The 15,567-nt window shown below is 74.1% G+C and carries 15 protein-coding genes and 1 pseudogene; 4 read left to right on the plus strand and 12 right to left on the minus strand.

All coding sequences use genetic code 11. The features are described from left to right. Nucleotide 1 precedes the first annotated feature (1 nt). Together FB00_RS07525 and FB00_RS07530 are read left to right on the plus strand one after the other, a co-directional pair. Nucleotides 2–985 carry an ABC transporter permease gene (locus FB00_RS07525; RefSeq protein ID WP_047232284.1) on the plus strand — a complete coding sequence of 328 codons (984 nt, stop codon included), beginning with the start codon at nucleotides 2–4 and terminating at the stop codon, nucleotides 983–985. Between the two features lie 3 nt (nucleotides 986–988). Further along, complete coding sequence (locus tag FB00_RS07530) at nucleotides 989–2,161, plus strand: ABC transporter permease (protein ID WP_082141099.1); 1,173 nt, start codon at nucleotides 989–991, stop codon at nucleotides 2,159–2,161. 138 nt (nucleotides 2,162–2,299) lie between these two features. On the opposite strand, the gene FB00_RS07535 is transcribed toward FB00_RS07530, so the two are convergent. From FB00_RS07535 to FB00_RS07555, 5 genes are all read right to left on the minus strand, one after another. After that, on the minus strand, nucleotides 2,300–3,064 hold the full coding sequence (locus FB00_RS07535; RefSeq protein WP_047232285.1) for an ABC transporter permease: 765 nt from the start codon (nucleotides 3,062–3,064) through the stop codon (nucleotides 2,300–2,302). After that, the gene (locus FB00_RS07540) at nucleotides 3,061–3,891 is read right to left on the minus strand and encodes an ABC transporter ATP-binding protein (RefSeq protein WP_047232286.1); all 831 of its coding nucleotides are present in this window, start codon (nucleotides 3,889–3,891) and stop codon (nucleotides 3,061–3,063) included. The genes FB00_RS07535 and FB00_RS07540 overlap by 4 nt, the downstream gene beginning before the upstream one ends. 29 nt (nucleotides 3,892–3,920) lie before the next feature. Next, a complete protein-coding gene (locus FB00_RS07545) occupies nucleotides 3,921–4,763 on the minus strand; it encodes a DUF4097 family beta strand repeat-containing protein (RefSeq protein ID WP_047232287.1) in 843 nt (280 codons plus the stop codon). A gap of 74 nt (nucleotides 4,764–4,837) precedes the next feature. Further along, nucleotides 4,838–5,392, minus strand: coding sequence for a hypothetical protein (locus FB00_RS07550; protein ID WP_047232288.1), 555 nt, complete (start codon nucleotides 5,390–5,392; stop codon nucleotides 4,838–4,840). Nucleotides 5,393–5,495: 103 nt separating this feature from the next. Further along, a complete protein-coding gene (locus FB00_RS07555) occupies nucleotides 5,496–6,311 on the minus strand; it encodes a TSUP family transporter (RefSeq protein WP_231581763.1) in 816 nt (271 codons plus the stop codon). A gap of 128 nt (nucleotides 6,312–6,439) precedes the next feature. Here FB00_RS07555 and FB00_RS07560 point away from each other — a divergent pair, with 128 nt between their 5' ends. Further along, on the plus strand, nucleotides 6,440–7,300 hold the full coding sequence (locus FB00_RS07560) for a diiron oxygenase (protein WP_047232289.1): 861 nt from the start codon (nucleotides 6,440–6,442) through the stop codon (nucleotides 7,298–7,300). Further along, nucleotides 7,300–7,824 (plus strand): SRPBCC family protein, encoded by a 525-nt coding sequence (locus tag FB00_RS07565; RefSeq protein WP_082141100.1) that lies wholly within the window; start codon nucleotides 7,300–7,302, stop codon nucleotides 7,822–7,824. The genes FB00_RS07560 and FB00_RS07565 overlap by 1 nt, the downstream gene beginning before the upstream one ends. A gap of 28 nt (nucleotides 7,825–7,852) precedes the next feature. Here the strand turns inward: FB00_RS07565 and FB00_RS07570 are convergent. From FB00_RS07570 to FB00_RS07600, 7 genes and pseudogenes are all read right to left on the minus strand, one after another. Then, a pseudogene (locus tag FB00_RS07570) lies at nucleotides 7,853–8,423 on the minus strand (DUF5063 domain-containing protein). Between the two features lie 15 nt (nucleotides 8,424–8,438). Next, on the minus strand, nucleotides 8,439–9,038 hold the full coding sequence (gene recR, locus FB00_RS07575) for a recombination mediator RecR (protein WP_024841680.1): 600 nt from the start codon (nucleotides 9,036–9,038) through the stop codon (nucleotides 8,439–8,441). A gap of 115 nt (nucleotides 9,039–9,153) precedes the next feature. Next, nucleotides 9,154–10,023, minus strand: coding sequence for a hypothetical protein (locus FB00_RS07580; protein WP_047232290.1), 870 nt, complete (start codon nucleotides 10,021–10,023; stop codon nucleotides 9,154–9,156). After that, nucleotides 10,020–10,616 carry an RNA polymerase sigma factor gene (locus FB00_RS07585; protein ID WP_082141101.1) on the minus strand — a complete coding sequence of 199 codons (597 nt, stop codon included), beginning with the start codon at nucleotides 10,614–10,616 and terminating at the stop codon, nucleotides 10,020–10,022. Before FB00_RS07585 ends, FB00_RS07580 begins: the two co-directional genes overlap by 4 nt. A gap of 46 nt (nucleotides 10,617–10,662) precedes the next feature. Further along, nucleotides 10,663–13,548: a DNA polymerase III subunit gamma and tau gene (locus FB00_RS07590; protein ID WP_047232364.1), complete on the minus strand. Its 2,886-nt coding sequence runs from the start codon at nucleotides 13,546–13,548 to the stop codon at nucleotides 10,663–10,665. Nucleotides 13,549–13,593: 45 nt separating this feature from the next. Further along, entirely contained in the window at nucleotides 13,594–14,256 is a 663-nt protein-coding gene (locus FB00_RS07595; RefSeq protein WP_047232291.1) for a methionine ABC transporter permease, read from the minus strand. Then, the gene (locus FB00_RS07600) at nucleotides 14,256–15,464 is read right to left on the minus strand and encodes a methionine ABC transporter ATP-binding protein (protein ID WP_082141102.1); all 1,209 of its coding nucleotides are present in this window, start codon (nucleotides 15,462–15,464) and stop codon (nucleotides 14,256–14,258) included. The genes FB00_RS07595 and FB00_RS07600 overlap by 1 nt, the downstream gene beginning before the upstream one ends. Between the last annotated feature and the right edge of the window lie 103 nt (nucleotides 15,465–15,567).

Consider the following 15,567-nt stretch of genomic DNA (forward strand, 5'->3'; position numbering starts at 1 on the left):
GTTGCGATTCTTCGCCCGCCGCACCGCCTTCTACCTGTTCACCGCCTGGGCGGCGATCACGATCAACTTCTTCCTGCCCCGCATGATGAAGGGCGACCCGGTCTCCGCGTACCTCGCGAAGAACCAGGGGAAGATCAGCCCCGAGGCGGCCGAGTCGCTGCGCACCCTCTTCGGGCTCGACGACGGCCGGTCGCTCTTCCAGCAGTACATCGACTACTGGGGCCTCATGCTCAGCGGCGACCTCGGTCGCTCGTTCTCCAAGGGGCTCGCCCCCGTGGGTGACGTGATCGCCGCCGCCCTGCCGTGGACGCTCGGGCTCGTCGGTATCGCGACGATCCTCAGCTTCTTCCTCGGCAGCGGCCTCGGCGCGATCATCGGCTGGCGCCGCGGGAGCAAGGCCGACGCGATCGTGCCCATCTCGACGTTCTTCTCGACCGTCCCGTACTTCTGGATGGGCCTCATCGCCATCGCGGTCTTCTCGAGCATGCTCGGCTGGTTCCCGGCGTCCCACGCGTACAGCAAGGGCGCGTCGCCCGAGTGGTCGTGGGAGTTCGCCTGGGACGTGATCCAGCACGGCACGCTGCCCGCCCTGACCATCGTCGTCGCGTCGCTCGGTGGCTGGGTGCTCGGGATGCGGAACATGATGATCACCGTCCTCGACGAGGACTACGTGACGGTGGCCCAGGCCAAGGGCCTCCCGCCCCGCAAGGTGCTCACGCGCTACGCGTCGCGCAACGCGGTGCTGCCGCAGCTCTCGAGCTTCGCCCTGTCCCTCGGCTTCATCGTCGGCGGCACGCTCGTCATGGAGCTCGTCTTCTCCTACCCCGGGGTGGGCAAGCTGCTGCTCGACGCCACCAACGCGAAGGACTACCCGCTGATGCAGGGACTCTTCCTCGTCATCACGCTCTCGGTCCTCGTCGCGAACATCCTGGCGGACGTCGCCTACGCCGCCCTCGACCCGCGCACGCGTCAGACGGAGGCCTGAGCCATGACGTCCACCACCACGACCGCGACGAGCGAGGCCACCGCGCCCGCGACCCCGCCGGCCGCCCCGGGCGGCTCCTCCGGACGCGGCCTCGCGAGCCGTGCCGGGGCGTCGTTCGCGATGTTCCGCAACGGCAAGTCGCTCACCGGCCTGATCATCCTCGGCGTGTTCACGCTCGTCGCGATCTTCGGCGACCTCCTCGCGCCCTACGGCCCGCTCGAGAAGGACTTCACCGCGCTCAAGCAGCCGCCGTCCGCGCAGCACCTGCTCGGCACGACGCACATGGGCGAGGACGTCCTCAGCCAGATCATCTACGGCACGCGGGGCGTGCTGGTCGTCGGGTTCGTCTCCGGCATCATCGCGACGCTCGTCGCGGTGATCATCGGCGTGACCGCGGGGTACATCGCGGGCTGGCGCAGCGAGTCGCTCTCGGCGCTCACGAACGTCTTCCTCGTGCTCCCGGGCCTGCCGCTCATGATCATCGTGGCGTCCCAGCAGGAGAACCCGAGCCTCCTGCTCGTCTCCACGGTGCTCGCGATCACGGGCTGGGCGTGGGGCGCGCGCGTCCTGCGGGCGCAGACGCTGTCGCTCCGGAACCGGGACTTCATCCAGGCGGCACGGGCGAACGGCGAGCCGATCCACCGCATCATCGCCGTCGAGATGCTGCCGAACCTCACCGCGATCATCGCGTCGAGCTTCGTCGGCACGGTGACCGCCGCGGTCCTCGGCCTGACGACGCTCGCCTTCATCGGGGTCATCCCCATCACGAACCTCAACTGGGGCACGATCCTCTTCTGGGCCCAGCAGAACGGCGCGTTCCCCGACTACTGGTGGTGGTACGTCCCCGCCGGCCTGTGCATCGCGCTGCTCGGCATGGCCCTGTCGCTCATCAACTTCGGGATCGACGAGTACGTGAACCCGCGCCTGCGGTCGGCCGGCGAGCGGGCGCGCGCCATGCGCAGGAAGGGCTACAAGGTCTCGAGCGGCATCACGACCGTCGCCGACCGCCCCGACCTGCTCGAGGGCAGCGTCACCCCGCCCCCGCCCGACTCCCCGCACGTCGACCTGCCGGGCGCGCCGGTGCACGGCGACGACATCGGTGCGGTGACGGAGGCCGACCAGGCGACCGGCGGACCGGACGTCATCCCGGCCGGCCGGCCCGAGCGCTCCGCGTAGCGGTCGCCGCACAGACAGGTGAGGGGCCGTACCACGGCCCCTCACCGGCAGACGGTCCCGGCACGGGACGCCGTCCGCGCCACGCCCCTGGCTCGGACGGCACGCCTCCACCGTGCCGGGACCGTTCGCGTCCCCCGGTCAGCGCATCTTGCGCCGGTAGATCGCGACGGCCCACGCGTACGCGACGGCGAGGATCCCGACGAGCCACGCGAGCGCGACCCAGATGTCGGAGCCGACGGGCTGCCCGCCGAACAGCGCGCGCAGCGTGTCGACGATCGCGGTGACCGGCTGGTTCTCCGCGAACCACGCGACCGGCGCCGGCATGGTGTCCGTGGGGACGAACGCGGAGCTGATGAACGGCAGGAAGATCAGCGGGTAGCTGAACGCCGACGCGCCGTCGACCGTCTTGGCGGAGAGGCCGGCGACCACCGCGAGCCACGTCAGGGCGAGCGTGAACAGGACGAGGATGCCGAGCACGGCGAGCCAGGCGCCCACCGACGCCCCGGTGCGGAACCCCATGAGGAGCGCGACGCCGACGACGATCGTCACCGAGACGAGGTTCGCGACGAGCGACGTCAGCACGTGCGCCCACAGGACGCTGGACCGCGCGACGGGCATCGACTGGAAGCGCTCGAAGATGCCGCCCTGGAGGTCGAGGAACAGCCGGTAGGACGTGTACGCGACGCCCGAGGCGACGGTGATGAGCAGGATGCCGGGCAGCATGTAGTCGATGTACGACCCGGCGGCGCCGGTGTCGATCGCGCCGCCGAGGACGTAGACGAACAGCAGCATGAGCGCGATCGGGGTGACGGCGGTCGTGATGATCGTGTCCGGGCTGCGCAGGATGTGGCGCAGCGAGCGGCCGGTCAGGACACGGGTGTCGGCCAGGACGTGCGTGGTCATCGGAGCTCCTCTCCGGCGGGCTGGGTGCCCTCGGCGGTCGTCGGGGTCGTGGGGTCCTCGCCGGTCTCGCCGACGAGGGAGAGGAACACGTCCTCCAGGGACGGCTGCTTCTCGACGTACTCGACCTGCGCGGGCGGCAGGAGCGCCTTGAGCTCGGCCAGGGTGCCGTTCTGGATGATGGTGCCGTGGTGCAGGATCGCGATCCGGTCCGCGAGCTGCTCTGCCTCGTCGAGGTACTGCGTCGTGAGCAGGACGGTCGTGCCACCCTGGGCGAGCTCGCGCACCGTGGCCCAGACCTCGATGCGCGCCTGCGGGTCCAGGCCGGTCGTGGGCTCGTCGAGGAAGATGACCGGCGGGTCGCCGATCAGGCTCATCGCGATGTCGAGGCGGCGGCGCATGCCGCCGGAGTACGTCCCCGCCCGGCGCGAGCCCGCGTCGGTCAGGGAGAAGCGGGCGAGCAGGTCGTCCGCGACGTGGCCGGGATCCTTCAGGTGGCGCAGGCGCGCGACGAGCACGAGGTTCTCCCGGCCCGTGAGGACCTCGTCGACCGCGGCGAACTGCCCGGTGAGGGAGATCGACTCCCGGACCTGCCCGGGCCGGTCGACGACGTCGTGCCCGTGGACGCTCACGGTCCCGGCGTCCGGCGTGAGCAGCGTCGACAGGATCCGCACGAGCGTCGTCTTGCCCGCCCCGTTGGACCCCAGCAGCGCGAAGATGCTCCCGGGGGTCACGTCCAGGTCGACCCCGCGCAGCACGCGCAGGTCGCCGAACGACTTCTCGATGCCTCGTACCCGCACGGCGGGCGCGAGGGACTGGTCGACAGACATGTCCAGGTCTCCGTCTCTCTCAGGTGGGGTCAGGGCCGGCGGACGACGACGTCGCCGAAGCCGGTGCTGGCGTGGATCTCCGCGGTGGCCTCGTCCTCGACGGGGCCTTCCGTGGGCGTGAGGTGGTTGCGCACGCTGCCGTGCTCGGAGCTCGCGTCGAGGAACGCGGCCGTGCCCTCCGGCACGCCCACGTCGATCGAGCCGAACGACGTGCTGAGGGTGACGCTGCCGGACTCCAGGCGGTCGACCCGGATGCCGCCGTGCGCGGACTTCGCGGTGAGGGTGCCGACCACCCGGGACACGGCGATCTCGCCGTGCGCGCCCTGCACGGCGAGGCTGCCCGTGACGGCGCCGACCGTCGTCGTGCCGTTGCTGGCCTTGATCGTGCCCTCGCCGGCGATCTCGCCGATCCGCACGGAGCCCGCGCTGACCTTGACGTCGGCGGTGCCGGCGACCCGGCCGACGACGACCGAGCCGGCCGAGGCCTTGAGGTCCAGCCGCTCGACGTCCTCGAGCCGGACGTCGGCGACGGAGAGCGTCATGTCGACGGCACCGAGGGAGCCCTCGGTGTAGAGGGTGCCCGCCTTGCCGCGCAGGTCGGAGCCGGCCGGGAGCTCGACGGTGATGTCGGCGGTCCCGGCCGCGAACGGCAGGACGAACTGCTTCCACGACCCGGGGTACAGGATCGTGACGGCGTCCCCGTCGCGGTCGACCCGGACGTCCTGGGCCGCGCGGACGCTGCCGGACTTCGAGGGGTCCGTGGGGAGGACGGTCACGACGACGTCGTCACGGTCGCCGGCGACGACGTGCAGGTTGGCGAAGGGCACGTCCACGACGACCGGGACGGGGTGCGGTGCAGGGAAAGTGGGCATGACGGAGCTCCAACGGTGGTGTCGGTGTGGTGTCAGCGGGTGGTGGGAGGGGCGAGCGCGCGGACCGGGAGCGGTCAGCGCACCCAGCCGGTGACGCGGGCGGAGCCGCGCGGCTGCGGACGGGCCTGCGCGGCCGGGCGTCCGGTGGACTGCTCGAGCGCGGCGGCGACCGCGCGCACGAGCCACGTGTTGACGGAGACGCCGTCGCGGGCGGCGGCGGTCTCGGCCTGCGTCTTGAGGTGGTCGGGCAGGCGCAGGGTCGTGCGGGTCGTGGCGCCGGACTCGACGTCGGCCGGCCCGACGGCGGGCGGCGCGGCGGGCGTCGCCGCGGACGCCGGAGCGACGCCGTAGGCCGGCTCACCGGGAGCCGTGGGCGGGGCCGCGGGGGCCGGGGCGGCGACGACGAACTCCGGGGCGCCGCCCCGCAGTCGCACGTCGACCGACCCGGGCGCGAGCTCCGCGGAGATCTCGCCCGCCGCGTCCGAGAGCGCGTCGAGCAGGACGAGCCGTACGGCGGCGTCGAGCGGCGCGGTCAGCCGCTCGGCGAGCCGACGGCCGTCGTCCCCGGCGGCGTCCGCGGCGGCGGCGAGGCGGTTCTGGAGGTCGTCGACATACGGGGTGAGGTCCATGACGCCATCATGGCACCATTCGTGGTGTCACCGCAAGCCCTGGCGACAACATTCTTGACACCACCTGACACCAGGCCGGGATCGTCGGCCTCGGATGCCGCGGTCAGGCCGTCAGGTCGGCGACGACGTCGTACCCGAGCTTGAGGATGAGCGCCCCCACCACGACGACGAACACGACCCGGACGAACGCGCTCCCCTTGGCGACCGCCATGCGCGCGCCGACGTAGGCGCCGAGCAGGTTCGCCGCTCCCATGAGCAGGCCGAGGCCCCAGAGCACCGCACCGTACGGGACGAAGAAGATCAGCGCCCCCGCGTTCGTCGCGAAGTTCGCGATCTTCGCGAGCGCCGACGCGGGCAGGAACGCGTACCCGAGGATGCTCACGAGCGCGATGACGAAGAACGTCCCCGTACCCGGGCCGAGCAGGCCGTCGTACGTGCCGATGACGAGGCCGATCCCGGCCGCGGCCCAGCGGTGCCCGTTGCCCTCCCAGCGCAGGTTCGTCGTGTGCCCCAGCTTCGGCTTCGCGATCGTGTAGGCCGCGACCCCGACGAGCACCACGAGGATGATCGGCTTGAACAGCTCGGCGGGGATGCGCGACGCGAGGGCTGCGCCGCCGATCGCGCCGACCAGCGCCGCGAGCGCCATCGGGCCCGCCGTCCGGAGGTCGGGCCCGACCCGCCGGTAGTACGTCGCGGCGCTCACGGACGTGCCCATGATGCTCGCGAGCTTGTTCGTCGCGAGCGCCTGGACCGGGCTGATGCCGGGCACGAGGAGCAGCGCGGGGAGCTGGACGAGGCCGCCCCCGCCGACGACGGCGTCGATCCACCCCGCCGTCAGGGCGGCGAGCACGAGCAGGAGGACGGTCAGGCCGTCGATCTCGAGCCCGCCGGAGACCGGGAGGGAGAAGGCGGGCAGCACCCCCTAGTGGTACCACAGCGCCCCGGTCGCGACGGTCCTGCGTCCCGGCTGTGCGTATCCGGTGGAGCGTTCAGGAGGTTCCGCGCAGGTCGTCCCGCGGGCCACGGCACGGGTCTACGTTTCCGGCCATGACGAGCGACGACGCACGTACCGCCACCGCCCCGGCCACCGGAGAGGGCTCGCCCCCGGCGTTCACCGTCTGGGTCGACCACTACGTCTCGAACCGCGCCACCCAGCTCGCGACGGAGGCCACGATCGACTGGGACGCCCCGTGCACGCTCCCGCCGGACGTCCGGTCCGCGTTCGTCCGGTCCTTCCAGCGCTTCGAGCTCGGCGAGGACGGCGACGGCGCCCGGCTGCTCGCCAAGGCGCGGCGTGCGGGGGACCCGGTGTACGTGGACGCTCTCGAGCGCCTCGTCGTCGAGGAGCAGCGCCACTCGGCGCTGTTCCGGCGCGGGCTCGAGCACCTCGGGGCACCGACGCTCGACGCCCACTGGTCGGACGCGGCGTTCACCGCGCTCCGACGCCTGCTCGGCCTGCGGACCGAGATCGCGCTGTTCCTCGTGGCCGAGTCCGTCGCGATGGGCTACTTCACGGCCCTGGCGAGCGCGGCGCCCGACCCGGTGCTCCGCGGCGTCGGCCGGCGGATCGCCTCCGACGAGGTCCATCACCTCCGCTTCCAGGTCGACCGCCTCCGGCAGGGGTTCGCCGGCACCCCGCGACCGGTCCGCGCCGTCGTCGGCGCCGCGTGGGGCGTCGTGGCGCTGGGCGCGGCGACCGTCCTGGTCGTGGACCACGCGGCGGCGCTGCGCGCGTGCGGCCTGCGGCCCGCCCGGGCGTGGGTCGACGCCGTCCGACGGTTCCGGGCGAGCGCGCGGCTCGTCCTGGCGGGCGACGAGCCGAGGATGCTCGGCCCGGCGTCGGCGGACGACGTCGCGAGGAGCGCACCGGCCTTCCCCGGGGACGCGGACCTGCCTACGCTGCTGTGATGACCGAGACGTCCGAGAGCCCTGAGGTCGAGCCGACCGGTTCCGTCGTGCGCGAGGACGACGGCCGGTGGATCGTGCTGCGCCGGACCTTCGCCGCACCCGTCGCGGACGTCTGGGCGAGCCTCACCGAGCCGGCGGGCCTCGAGCCCTGGATCGGCACGTGGGACGGGGACCCGACCACGGGGAGCGTCCGCTTCGTCATGACCGCCGAAGGCGCGACGGACGGCGACGAGTGCCGCGTCCTGCGCTGCGACCCACCGCACCGGCTCGTGGTCGAGACCGCCGTCGGCGAGACGTCGTGGCACCTGGAGGTCGACCTGGCCGACGACGGCGGCGCCACCGCCCTCGTGTTCCGTCAGGCGCTGGGCCCGGACGAGGACGCCGGGTCGATCGGACCGGGCTGGGAGTACTACCTCGACCGCCTGGCCGCGGCGCGCGCCGGGCGCGACCCCGCGACGGTGGTGTGGGACAGCTACTACCCCGCGCTCGCGGCGCACTACGGCTCGACCGCCGCACCGGCCTGATCGCGGCGCACGGCCCGCGGGGCGCGCCTCAGGACTGGAGGGCGTCGTACTCCGCCTCGGCCGCGACGTCGTCCTCGACGTCCAGGCGCAGGTGCGCGAGCGCGAGCTGGAGCACGCGCAGCGCGCTCGCGGCACGCTCCCCCCCAGAGCGAGACGTAGGAGAACTGCCACCACCACAGGCCCTCGAGCTCGCGGCCGCCGTCGTAGTGCTGGAGGCCCTTCGCGAGGCACTCGGCGACGCACGCGAGGTCGCCCGAGAGGGACGCGGCCCCGACCTCGGCGCCCACGAGCGGGTCGGTGATCTCGGCGTAGTCGTCGAACCCGTCGAAGAGCTGGGAGAGCGCGGTCCGCAGCGGGTCCACGTCGGTGTCGCGGCCGGCGTCGGGCTCGAAGCGCTCGACCGGGACGACGTCGCCCATCGCCCCGAGCCGTGCGCCCGCGGCGAGCGCGTCGGACAGCGCGAGCAGCAGCAGGGGCAGCACGGCCCCGGGTGCGGCCCCCGACGCGACCTGGGTCGCCGTCGTGAGGAACGCGCGCGCCTGCGCGGCCATGCCCTCGGCGATCTCCCGCAGGTCGGGGTCGTTCTCGATCTCCCCCATGCTCGTCACCTCTCGTCAGCCGCCGACGAGACGTCGGCCCTCGAAAGCCCGGCCGAGCGTCACCTCGTCCGCGTACTCCAAGTCTCCCCCGACCGGCAGCCCGGACGCGAGGCGGGTCACGCGCAGGCCCATCGGGCCCAGCATGCGCGCGAGGTACGTGGCCGTGGCCTCGCCCTCGACGTTGGGGTCGGTCGCGAGGATCACCTCGGTGACCTGCCCGTCGGCGAGCCGGGCCATGAGCTCGGCGATCCGCAGGTCGCCCGGACCCACGTTCTCGATCGGGTTGATGGCGCCGCCGAGCACGTGGTACCGCCCGCGGAACTCGCGCGTGCGCTCGATCGCGACGACGTCCTTGGGCTCCTCCACGACGCAGATCACCTCGGGCGAGCGGCGCGGGTCCGCGCAGATGCGGCACTGCTCGGACTCCGCGACGTTGCCGCACGTCTCGCAGAAGCGCACGCGCGCCTTCACCTCGGTGAGCGCGTCGGCGAGCCGGCGCACGTCCGCGGCGTCCGCGGCGAGCAGGTGGAACGCGATGCGCTGCGCACTCTTGGGCCCGACGCCGGGAAGTCGGCCGAGCTCGTCGATCAGGTCCTGGACAGCGCCTTCGTACACGCCCCCAGCCTACGGGGCACGGCCCACACGCCGGGCCCGGCCCGCCGCCGTCGTGGCCGGGTCGGTCCCGGCCCGGCGCCGTCATGGCGGGGCCGGGACCGTGCTCGGACGAGGGTCACTCCGGGAGCTCGGGCGCCACCGTGCGCGTGGACCCGTCCGTGTACGTCACCTCGTACGTGATCGCGGGCTCCGGGCCGCCCCGTCCGCTGGGCCCGCCGACCGTCGTCGGGTCGAAGATCTCGCCCGGCCACCAGGCGACGAAGACGCCGTCCTCGATCGTGGTCTCGACGGCCGTGCCGTCGGCGAGCCGCAGCGTCACCGCCGCGACGTCGGCACCGGCCTGCCCGTTCGTCATCGACAGCACCGGCCGCTCGCGGCTCCAGGGGTACGGCCTGCCGCCCCACTGGGACATCGACCCCTCCGTGACACCGCGGGACGACGGGACGAGGTCGCCCGCGCTCGCGGTCCCCCCGGACACGTCCTCCGCCTCGTCCGCGCCGGGCGGCAGGTACCCGACGCACGACGACTCCAGGGTCTGCGCTCGTGCGTCGTCGTCGTACAGGTACATCACCGCCACCCAGGAGCCGCGTCGCTCGGCGAGCACCACGTCGTCGGCCGTCACGCTCCGCTCCGGGCCGATGCGCGCACGGCACGCCTCGTCCAGGACCGCGAGGTCCTGCGCGGAGAGAGGGACGGGCTCGGGTGTCCACGACGCGAGCGCGTGCGGCGCCGGGCCGACGAACGGGAGCGCGAACGCCGCCGCGGCCACCGCGGCGACACCGACCGGGACACCGACCCGGCGCACGGCGCGGCGCCGTGCCTGCGCGGCCAGGTGCCCGACCGCGCGGGCGCCCGCCCCGTCCGGCTCCTCGCCGGCGAGGATGCGGTCGAGGCCCTGCGCCGCGCGCGCGGCCTCGGCGGCGGAGAGGCCTGACGCGGGGGCGCGGTCGAGCCCCCGGAGGGTGGTCAGGTCGTCGTGGGTCATCGGAGCACCTCCTGGGCGGGGACGTCGAAGGATCGAGCGAGCGGGACGGCGGGCCGGCGCCCAGGACCGTCCACGCCCGGCCCCTCGTCCGCGGACAGCAGGCGCCGGAGCGCCGCACGTGCGCGGTACAGGCGCAGCCGGTACGCGACCGCGGAGATGCCGAGGACCCGCCCGGCGTCCGCGGACGTCAGGTCCTCCCAGAGCAGCAACGACAGCACCTCCTGGTGGTCGGTCGCGAGCCGGTGCCACGCCGTGGCGAGCTCGGACCGCGCCGCCGTCAGCTCGTCCGGGGACGGGAGCAGGGGCTCGGGCTGGGCGGCGAGCCGGACGCCGAGCGCGCCGCGTCGCGTGCTCGCTCGCCGGTCGTTGAGGAGGCAGCCGCGCGCGACCCCGAACAGCCAGGCCCGCTGCGCGTCACGGGACGGCGGCAGGTCTGGCATCCGTCGCCACGCGACGACGAACGCCTCGTGCACGACGTCCTCGGCGCGGTCCTCGTCGGTACGCCGGCGCACGAACCGCAGCACGTCGGCGTACGTGTCCTGGTAGAGGGCGCGGAACCGCTCGGCGCGGTCCGCCACGGGAGGTGGGCTCATGCCCTCTTCGTGTCCGGCACCCGGCACCCTGTTTCGGGCGGCGGCGTCAGACCTGGTCCTGGATCTCCTCGATGATCTTGCCGTCGAGCAGGCTCACGACGAGCGCCGTCCCGACGAGGCCCGTCGAGACGATGTCGGGGTCGTCCGCGGACGGGAGGTCGTCCATCGGGTCGACCGTGGACGACGCGTCCCGTCGGGCGGGCGCCTCGGTCGGCCGGGAGACGCGCGCCGTCGTGGCCGCGGCGATCGCCGCGCGCGCCGCGGAGACGCCGCGCAACGGGGCGCCCGACGCGTCCACCGTCGCGACGGGGACCCCCGCACGGGCAGAAGGCTCCTGGCGCGGCGGGGTCCCAGGCGTGGCCGGTGCCGGGGAGTCCGGTGCCTGCGCTGCGGACGTCGTGCGCGCGGGGGCGCTCTCGAGGACGGGCTCCGGCTCGGGGCCGTCGTCGAGGTCGGCCGGCGGCTCGGCGGGCGCCCCCGCGAGCCACGCCTCGTCCGCCGCGTCGACACGGGGCGCGGGTACGGGCTCGGGTGCCGAGGCTCCGGCGAGCCAGGCCTCGTCCGCGTCGTCGACGACCGGCACGCCACCGTCGTCGCCCACGGTGGTCTCCGTCGCGACGGGTCGCTCCTGCAACGCGACGGCGCCGCGCGGTGCGGCCGCTCCCGACGCGAGCGCGGTCGGGGCCGTGCCCGCGCCCGACGCCACGACACGGCCCGGTGCGCTGACCGACGCCAGGGGAACGTCCTGGCCGCGCTCCCCCGGACCCGGCTCAGGACGCGATGCGCCCGGGCCGGCTGCGACGGGAGCCGGAGCGGAGGACCCGGGCGCCGGGGCGGCAGGGGCCGGGGCCCGACCGCCGCCGCCCGCACCGCCCTCGTCGAGGCGCGGCTCGACCCGCACCTGGAGCCCGAGCGTCTGGTAGACGACGTCCTGGACCGCGCTCGTGTGCCGCGCGGAGGAGAAGGTCCGCGCGAGCCCCGGCGACGGGAACGCGAGGTAGAGGACGTCTGGTCCCAGCTCTGCCACCTGCGCGTTCGCGCTGACGAGGGACCAGGTCACGGGGCTGGCGCGCAGGTTCTCGAGGACCTCCGGCCAGCGCCGCCGCAGCTCCTCGGTCGTGAGCGCCGGGCTCGCGTCGCCGGACGGAGCGCTCCCCGCAGGCTGTGCCGGGCGGCCTGCCTCCGGCTGCGCGGGGGCGGCGTCGGCACGCCCGGGAGGCGCAGCCTCCTCGCGCGTCGGCGACACCGCGCCGTCCTGCGGGGTCGGGCCGGCCTGCGTGGCAGGACCGGTCGGCTCGACCTGCTCGACCGTGGCGGTCGCGGGAGAGGGCGGCACGGGCGCGGCAGGCGCCGTGGAGTCCTCGCGCGCGGGCCCGGTGATGCTCGACGGGACAGCGCCCTCGCCCGGAGCGGACGAGGTCCCATGGTCAGGTGCCGACGGGGTGGCGGACGCTGGCGCCGAGGCCCGCTCGTCCTCGACGACCTCTGTCGGAGCAGCCTCGGTGGGGCTGGGCTCGGCCGCCTCGGCGGAGGGCCGCGCGTCGGCCGGTGCGGCGGCGACACCCGGCGGCTGTGCGGCGGGGGCGGACGCGGTGGACCGGTTGGGGCGCAGCGCGGCGCGCACAGCGGCAGCACCGGTGAGCCCGGACGACGGTGAGGTCGTGGCCGGCGCCCGCCCCGCGCCGTCGTTCACCGGAGCACCCGGGGCGGGCGACGCCTCGGACCCCGGTGCGACGGCTGCCGGTGCGAGGGCGACCGCGCCCAGCCCCCCGCGCTCGAGCCGGTCGAGGCGCGCCGCGAACCCGGCAGCGCCGTCGTCGGCGCCGGGCAGGAGGAGTCGCGCCATGAGGAGCTCGAGGTGGAGCCGCGGCGAGGTGGCGCCGGTCATCTCCGTCAGGGCCGCGTTGACGAGGTCGGCCGCGCGCGAGAGCTCGGCCACACCCAGGTTCTGCGCCTGGGCTCGCATGCGCGCGAGCTGGTCGGCGGGCTGGTCGCGCAGCACGGCCTGCGCCTCGTCGCCGGAGACCGCGATGACGATGAGGTCGCGCAGGCGCTCGAGGACGTCCTCGACGAAGCGCCGGGGCTCGTGCCCCGTCGCGATGACGTGGTCGACGACCCGGAAGATGCTCGCGCCGTCGCGCGCGGCGAGCGCGTCCACGACGTCGTCGAGCAGCGTCGCGTGCGTGAAGCCCAGGAGCGCGACGGCGCGCTCGTACTCCACGGCGCCGTCCTCCGCGCCCGCGATGAGCTGGTCCATGACCGAGAGGGAGTCGCGCACCGAGCCGCCCCCGGCGCGCGTGACGAGCGGTACGACCCCGCTGCCGATGGTGACGCGCTCGGCGGCGCACAGCTCCTCGAGGTACGGGCCGAGGACGTCCGGCGGCACGAGGCGGAACGGGTAGTGGTGCGTACGGGAGCGGATGGTCCCGATGACCTTGTCCGGCTCCGTCGTCGCGAAGACGAACTTCACGTGCTCCGGGGGCTCCTCGACGAGCTTGAGCAGCGCGTTGAAGCCCTGGGGCGTCACCATGTGCGCCTCGTCGAGGATGAAGATCTTGTACCGGTCGCGGGCCGGCGCGAACGCGGCGCGCTCGCGCAGCTCGCGCGCGTCGTCGACGCCGTTGTGCGACGCCGCGTCGATCTCGACGACGTCGAGGCTGCCCGGACCCCCGCGCGCGAGCTCGACGCACGACGGGCACTGCCCGCACGGGGTGTCGAGCGGCGTCTCGGGGGTGTTGCGCTCGCAGTTGAGCGTGCGCGCGAGGATGCGCGCGCTCGTCGTCTTGCCGCACCCGCGCGGGCCGGAGAACAGGTAGGCGTGGTTCACCCGACCGCTGCGCAGCGCCTGCATGAGCGGCGCGGTCACGTGGTCCTGACCGATCACCTCGGCGAAGGTCTCGGGCCGGTAGCGGCGGTACAGGGCGGTGCTCACCCCGGTCACTCTAGACGCCGCGACCCACACGCACGAGGCCGGTCCTCAGCGGTGCAGCGCCTTGCGGGCGAGCCAGTTGCCGAGGAGCTGCGCGACCTGCACGATCGCGATGATGACGAGCACCGTCACGATCACGACGCCCCAGTTGTAGCGCTGGTACCCGTACCGGATCGCGAAGTCACCCAGGCCGCCACCGCCGATGAGGCCTGCGACCGCGGACATGTCGAGCACCGCGATGAAGAGGAACGTGTAGCCCAGGATGAGCGGGGCGAGCGCCTCGGGGACGAGCACGGTCGTGATGATGCGCCACGACGACGCGCCCATGGCGCGCGCCGCCTCGATCACGCCCGGGTCGATGCCCACGAGGTTCTGCTCGACGATGCGGCTCGTGCCGAACGCCGTCATCACCGACAGCGGGAAGATGAACGCCTCCGTGCCGAGCGTCGTCCCGACCACCTGGAGCGTCACCGGCCCGAGCAGCGTGACGAAGATGATGAACGGGATGGGCCGCACGATGTTGACGAGCACGTTGAGCACGCCGAACACCCACCGGTTGTCGAGCAGGTTCCCCCGCCGCGTGACGTAGAGCGCGATGCCGAGCGCCAGGCCCGCGACACCGCCCGTGAGCAGCGCGATGGACACCATCTGGAGGGTCTGCCCGAAGGCCTCCCAGAGGATGGGCCACAGGGTGGACCAGTCGCGGTTCATCACAGACCTCCGGGGATGCCGTGGCGGAAGGAGACCCCGGGTGCACCGAGCGAGTCGCCTCGCCCTGCGGCGGGGCCGTCGGCGGTGGCGTCATCGCCGCCCGGGTCGGCGTCGAGCCGCGCCACCCGCGGATCGTCGAGCGGCTGGGCCGCGGTCCCCAGGTCCACGACGTCGGCGCGCTCGGCGAGCGCGACGAGGAACGGCGCGATGCGGTCCTCGGGCGCGTCGAGCTCGACGGTGAGCGACCCGAACGGCCGCTCCCCCACCTCGGAGATCCCGCCGTAGACGACGGACCCGTCGACGTCGTGCTCGCGCAGCAGGCGGAACAGGTCCGACCCGGTGTGCGCGCCCTCCCGCACGCCGACCGTGACCAGCCGGCCGGGGTGCCGCTCGCGCAGCCGCGCGAGGGTGTCGCGCGACGGGCGGTCGTGCAGCGCCGTCCCGACGAACCGCTGGGCGGCGTCCGCGCCGGGCGCGGAGAAGACGTCGTACACGTCGCCCGTCTCCACCACCTTGCCGTGCTCCATCACGGCGACGCGGTGGCACGTCGAGCGCACGACCTCCATCTCGTGCGTGATGACGACGATCGTGATGCCGAGCTCGGCGTTGACGCGCCGCAGGAGCGCGAGCACCTCGCGCGTCGTCTCGGGGTCGAGCGCGGACGTCGCCTCGTCGGCCAGGAGGATCGTCGGCTGCGCGGCGAGCGCGCGGGCGATGCCCACGCGCTGCTTCTGCCCGCCCGAGAGCTGGCGCGGGTACGCCTTCGCCTTGTCAGCGAGGCCGACGAACGCGAGGAGCTCCGCGACGCGCGCGGCGCGCTTCTCGCGCGGCCAGCCCGCCACCTTGAGCGGGTACGCGACGTTCCCCGCGACCGTCCGCGACGACAGCAGGTTGAACTGCTGGAAGACCATGCCGATGCGCGAGCGCACCTCGCGCACGCGGCGCTCGGGCAGCCCGGTGATCACCTGGCCGTCGACGACGACCTCGCCGCTCGTCACGCTCTCGAGCGCGTTGACGAGCCGCACGAGCGTCGACTTGCCGGCGCCCGAGTAGCCGATGACGCCGAAGATCTCGCCGCGGCGGATGCTCAGCGAGACGTCGTCGACGGCGTGCACGGCACCGTCACCCTCGCCGAACGTCTTGCTCACGTGGCGCAGCTCGATCGCGGGCTGCTCGTCACCGCCCTCGTCGCGGGGGACGTCGGTCACGTCGGGTTCCTCTCGTCGGAGGCCGGGCCTCCGGGCCGGGGCCGCCTGGGTCACCTGGGATCACCAGGCATGTCGTCAGGGCCGCCTGTCGGGGTGTGCCGCT

The sequence above is a fragment of the Cellulosimicrobium funkei genome (assembly GCF_001019615.1).
Classification (GTDB): domain Bacteria; phylum Actinomycetota; class Actinomycetes; order Actinomycetales; family Cellulomonadaceae; genus Cellulosimicrobium; species Cellulosimicrobium cellulans_E.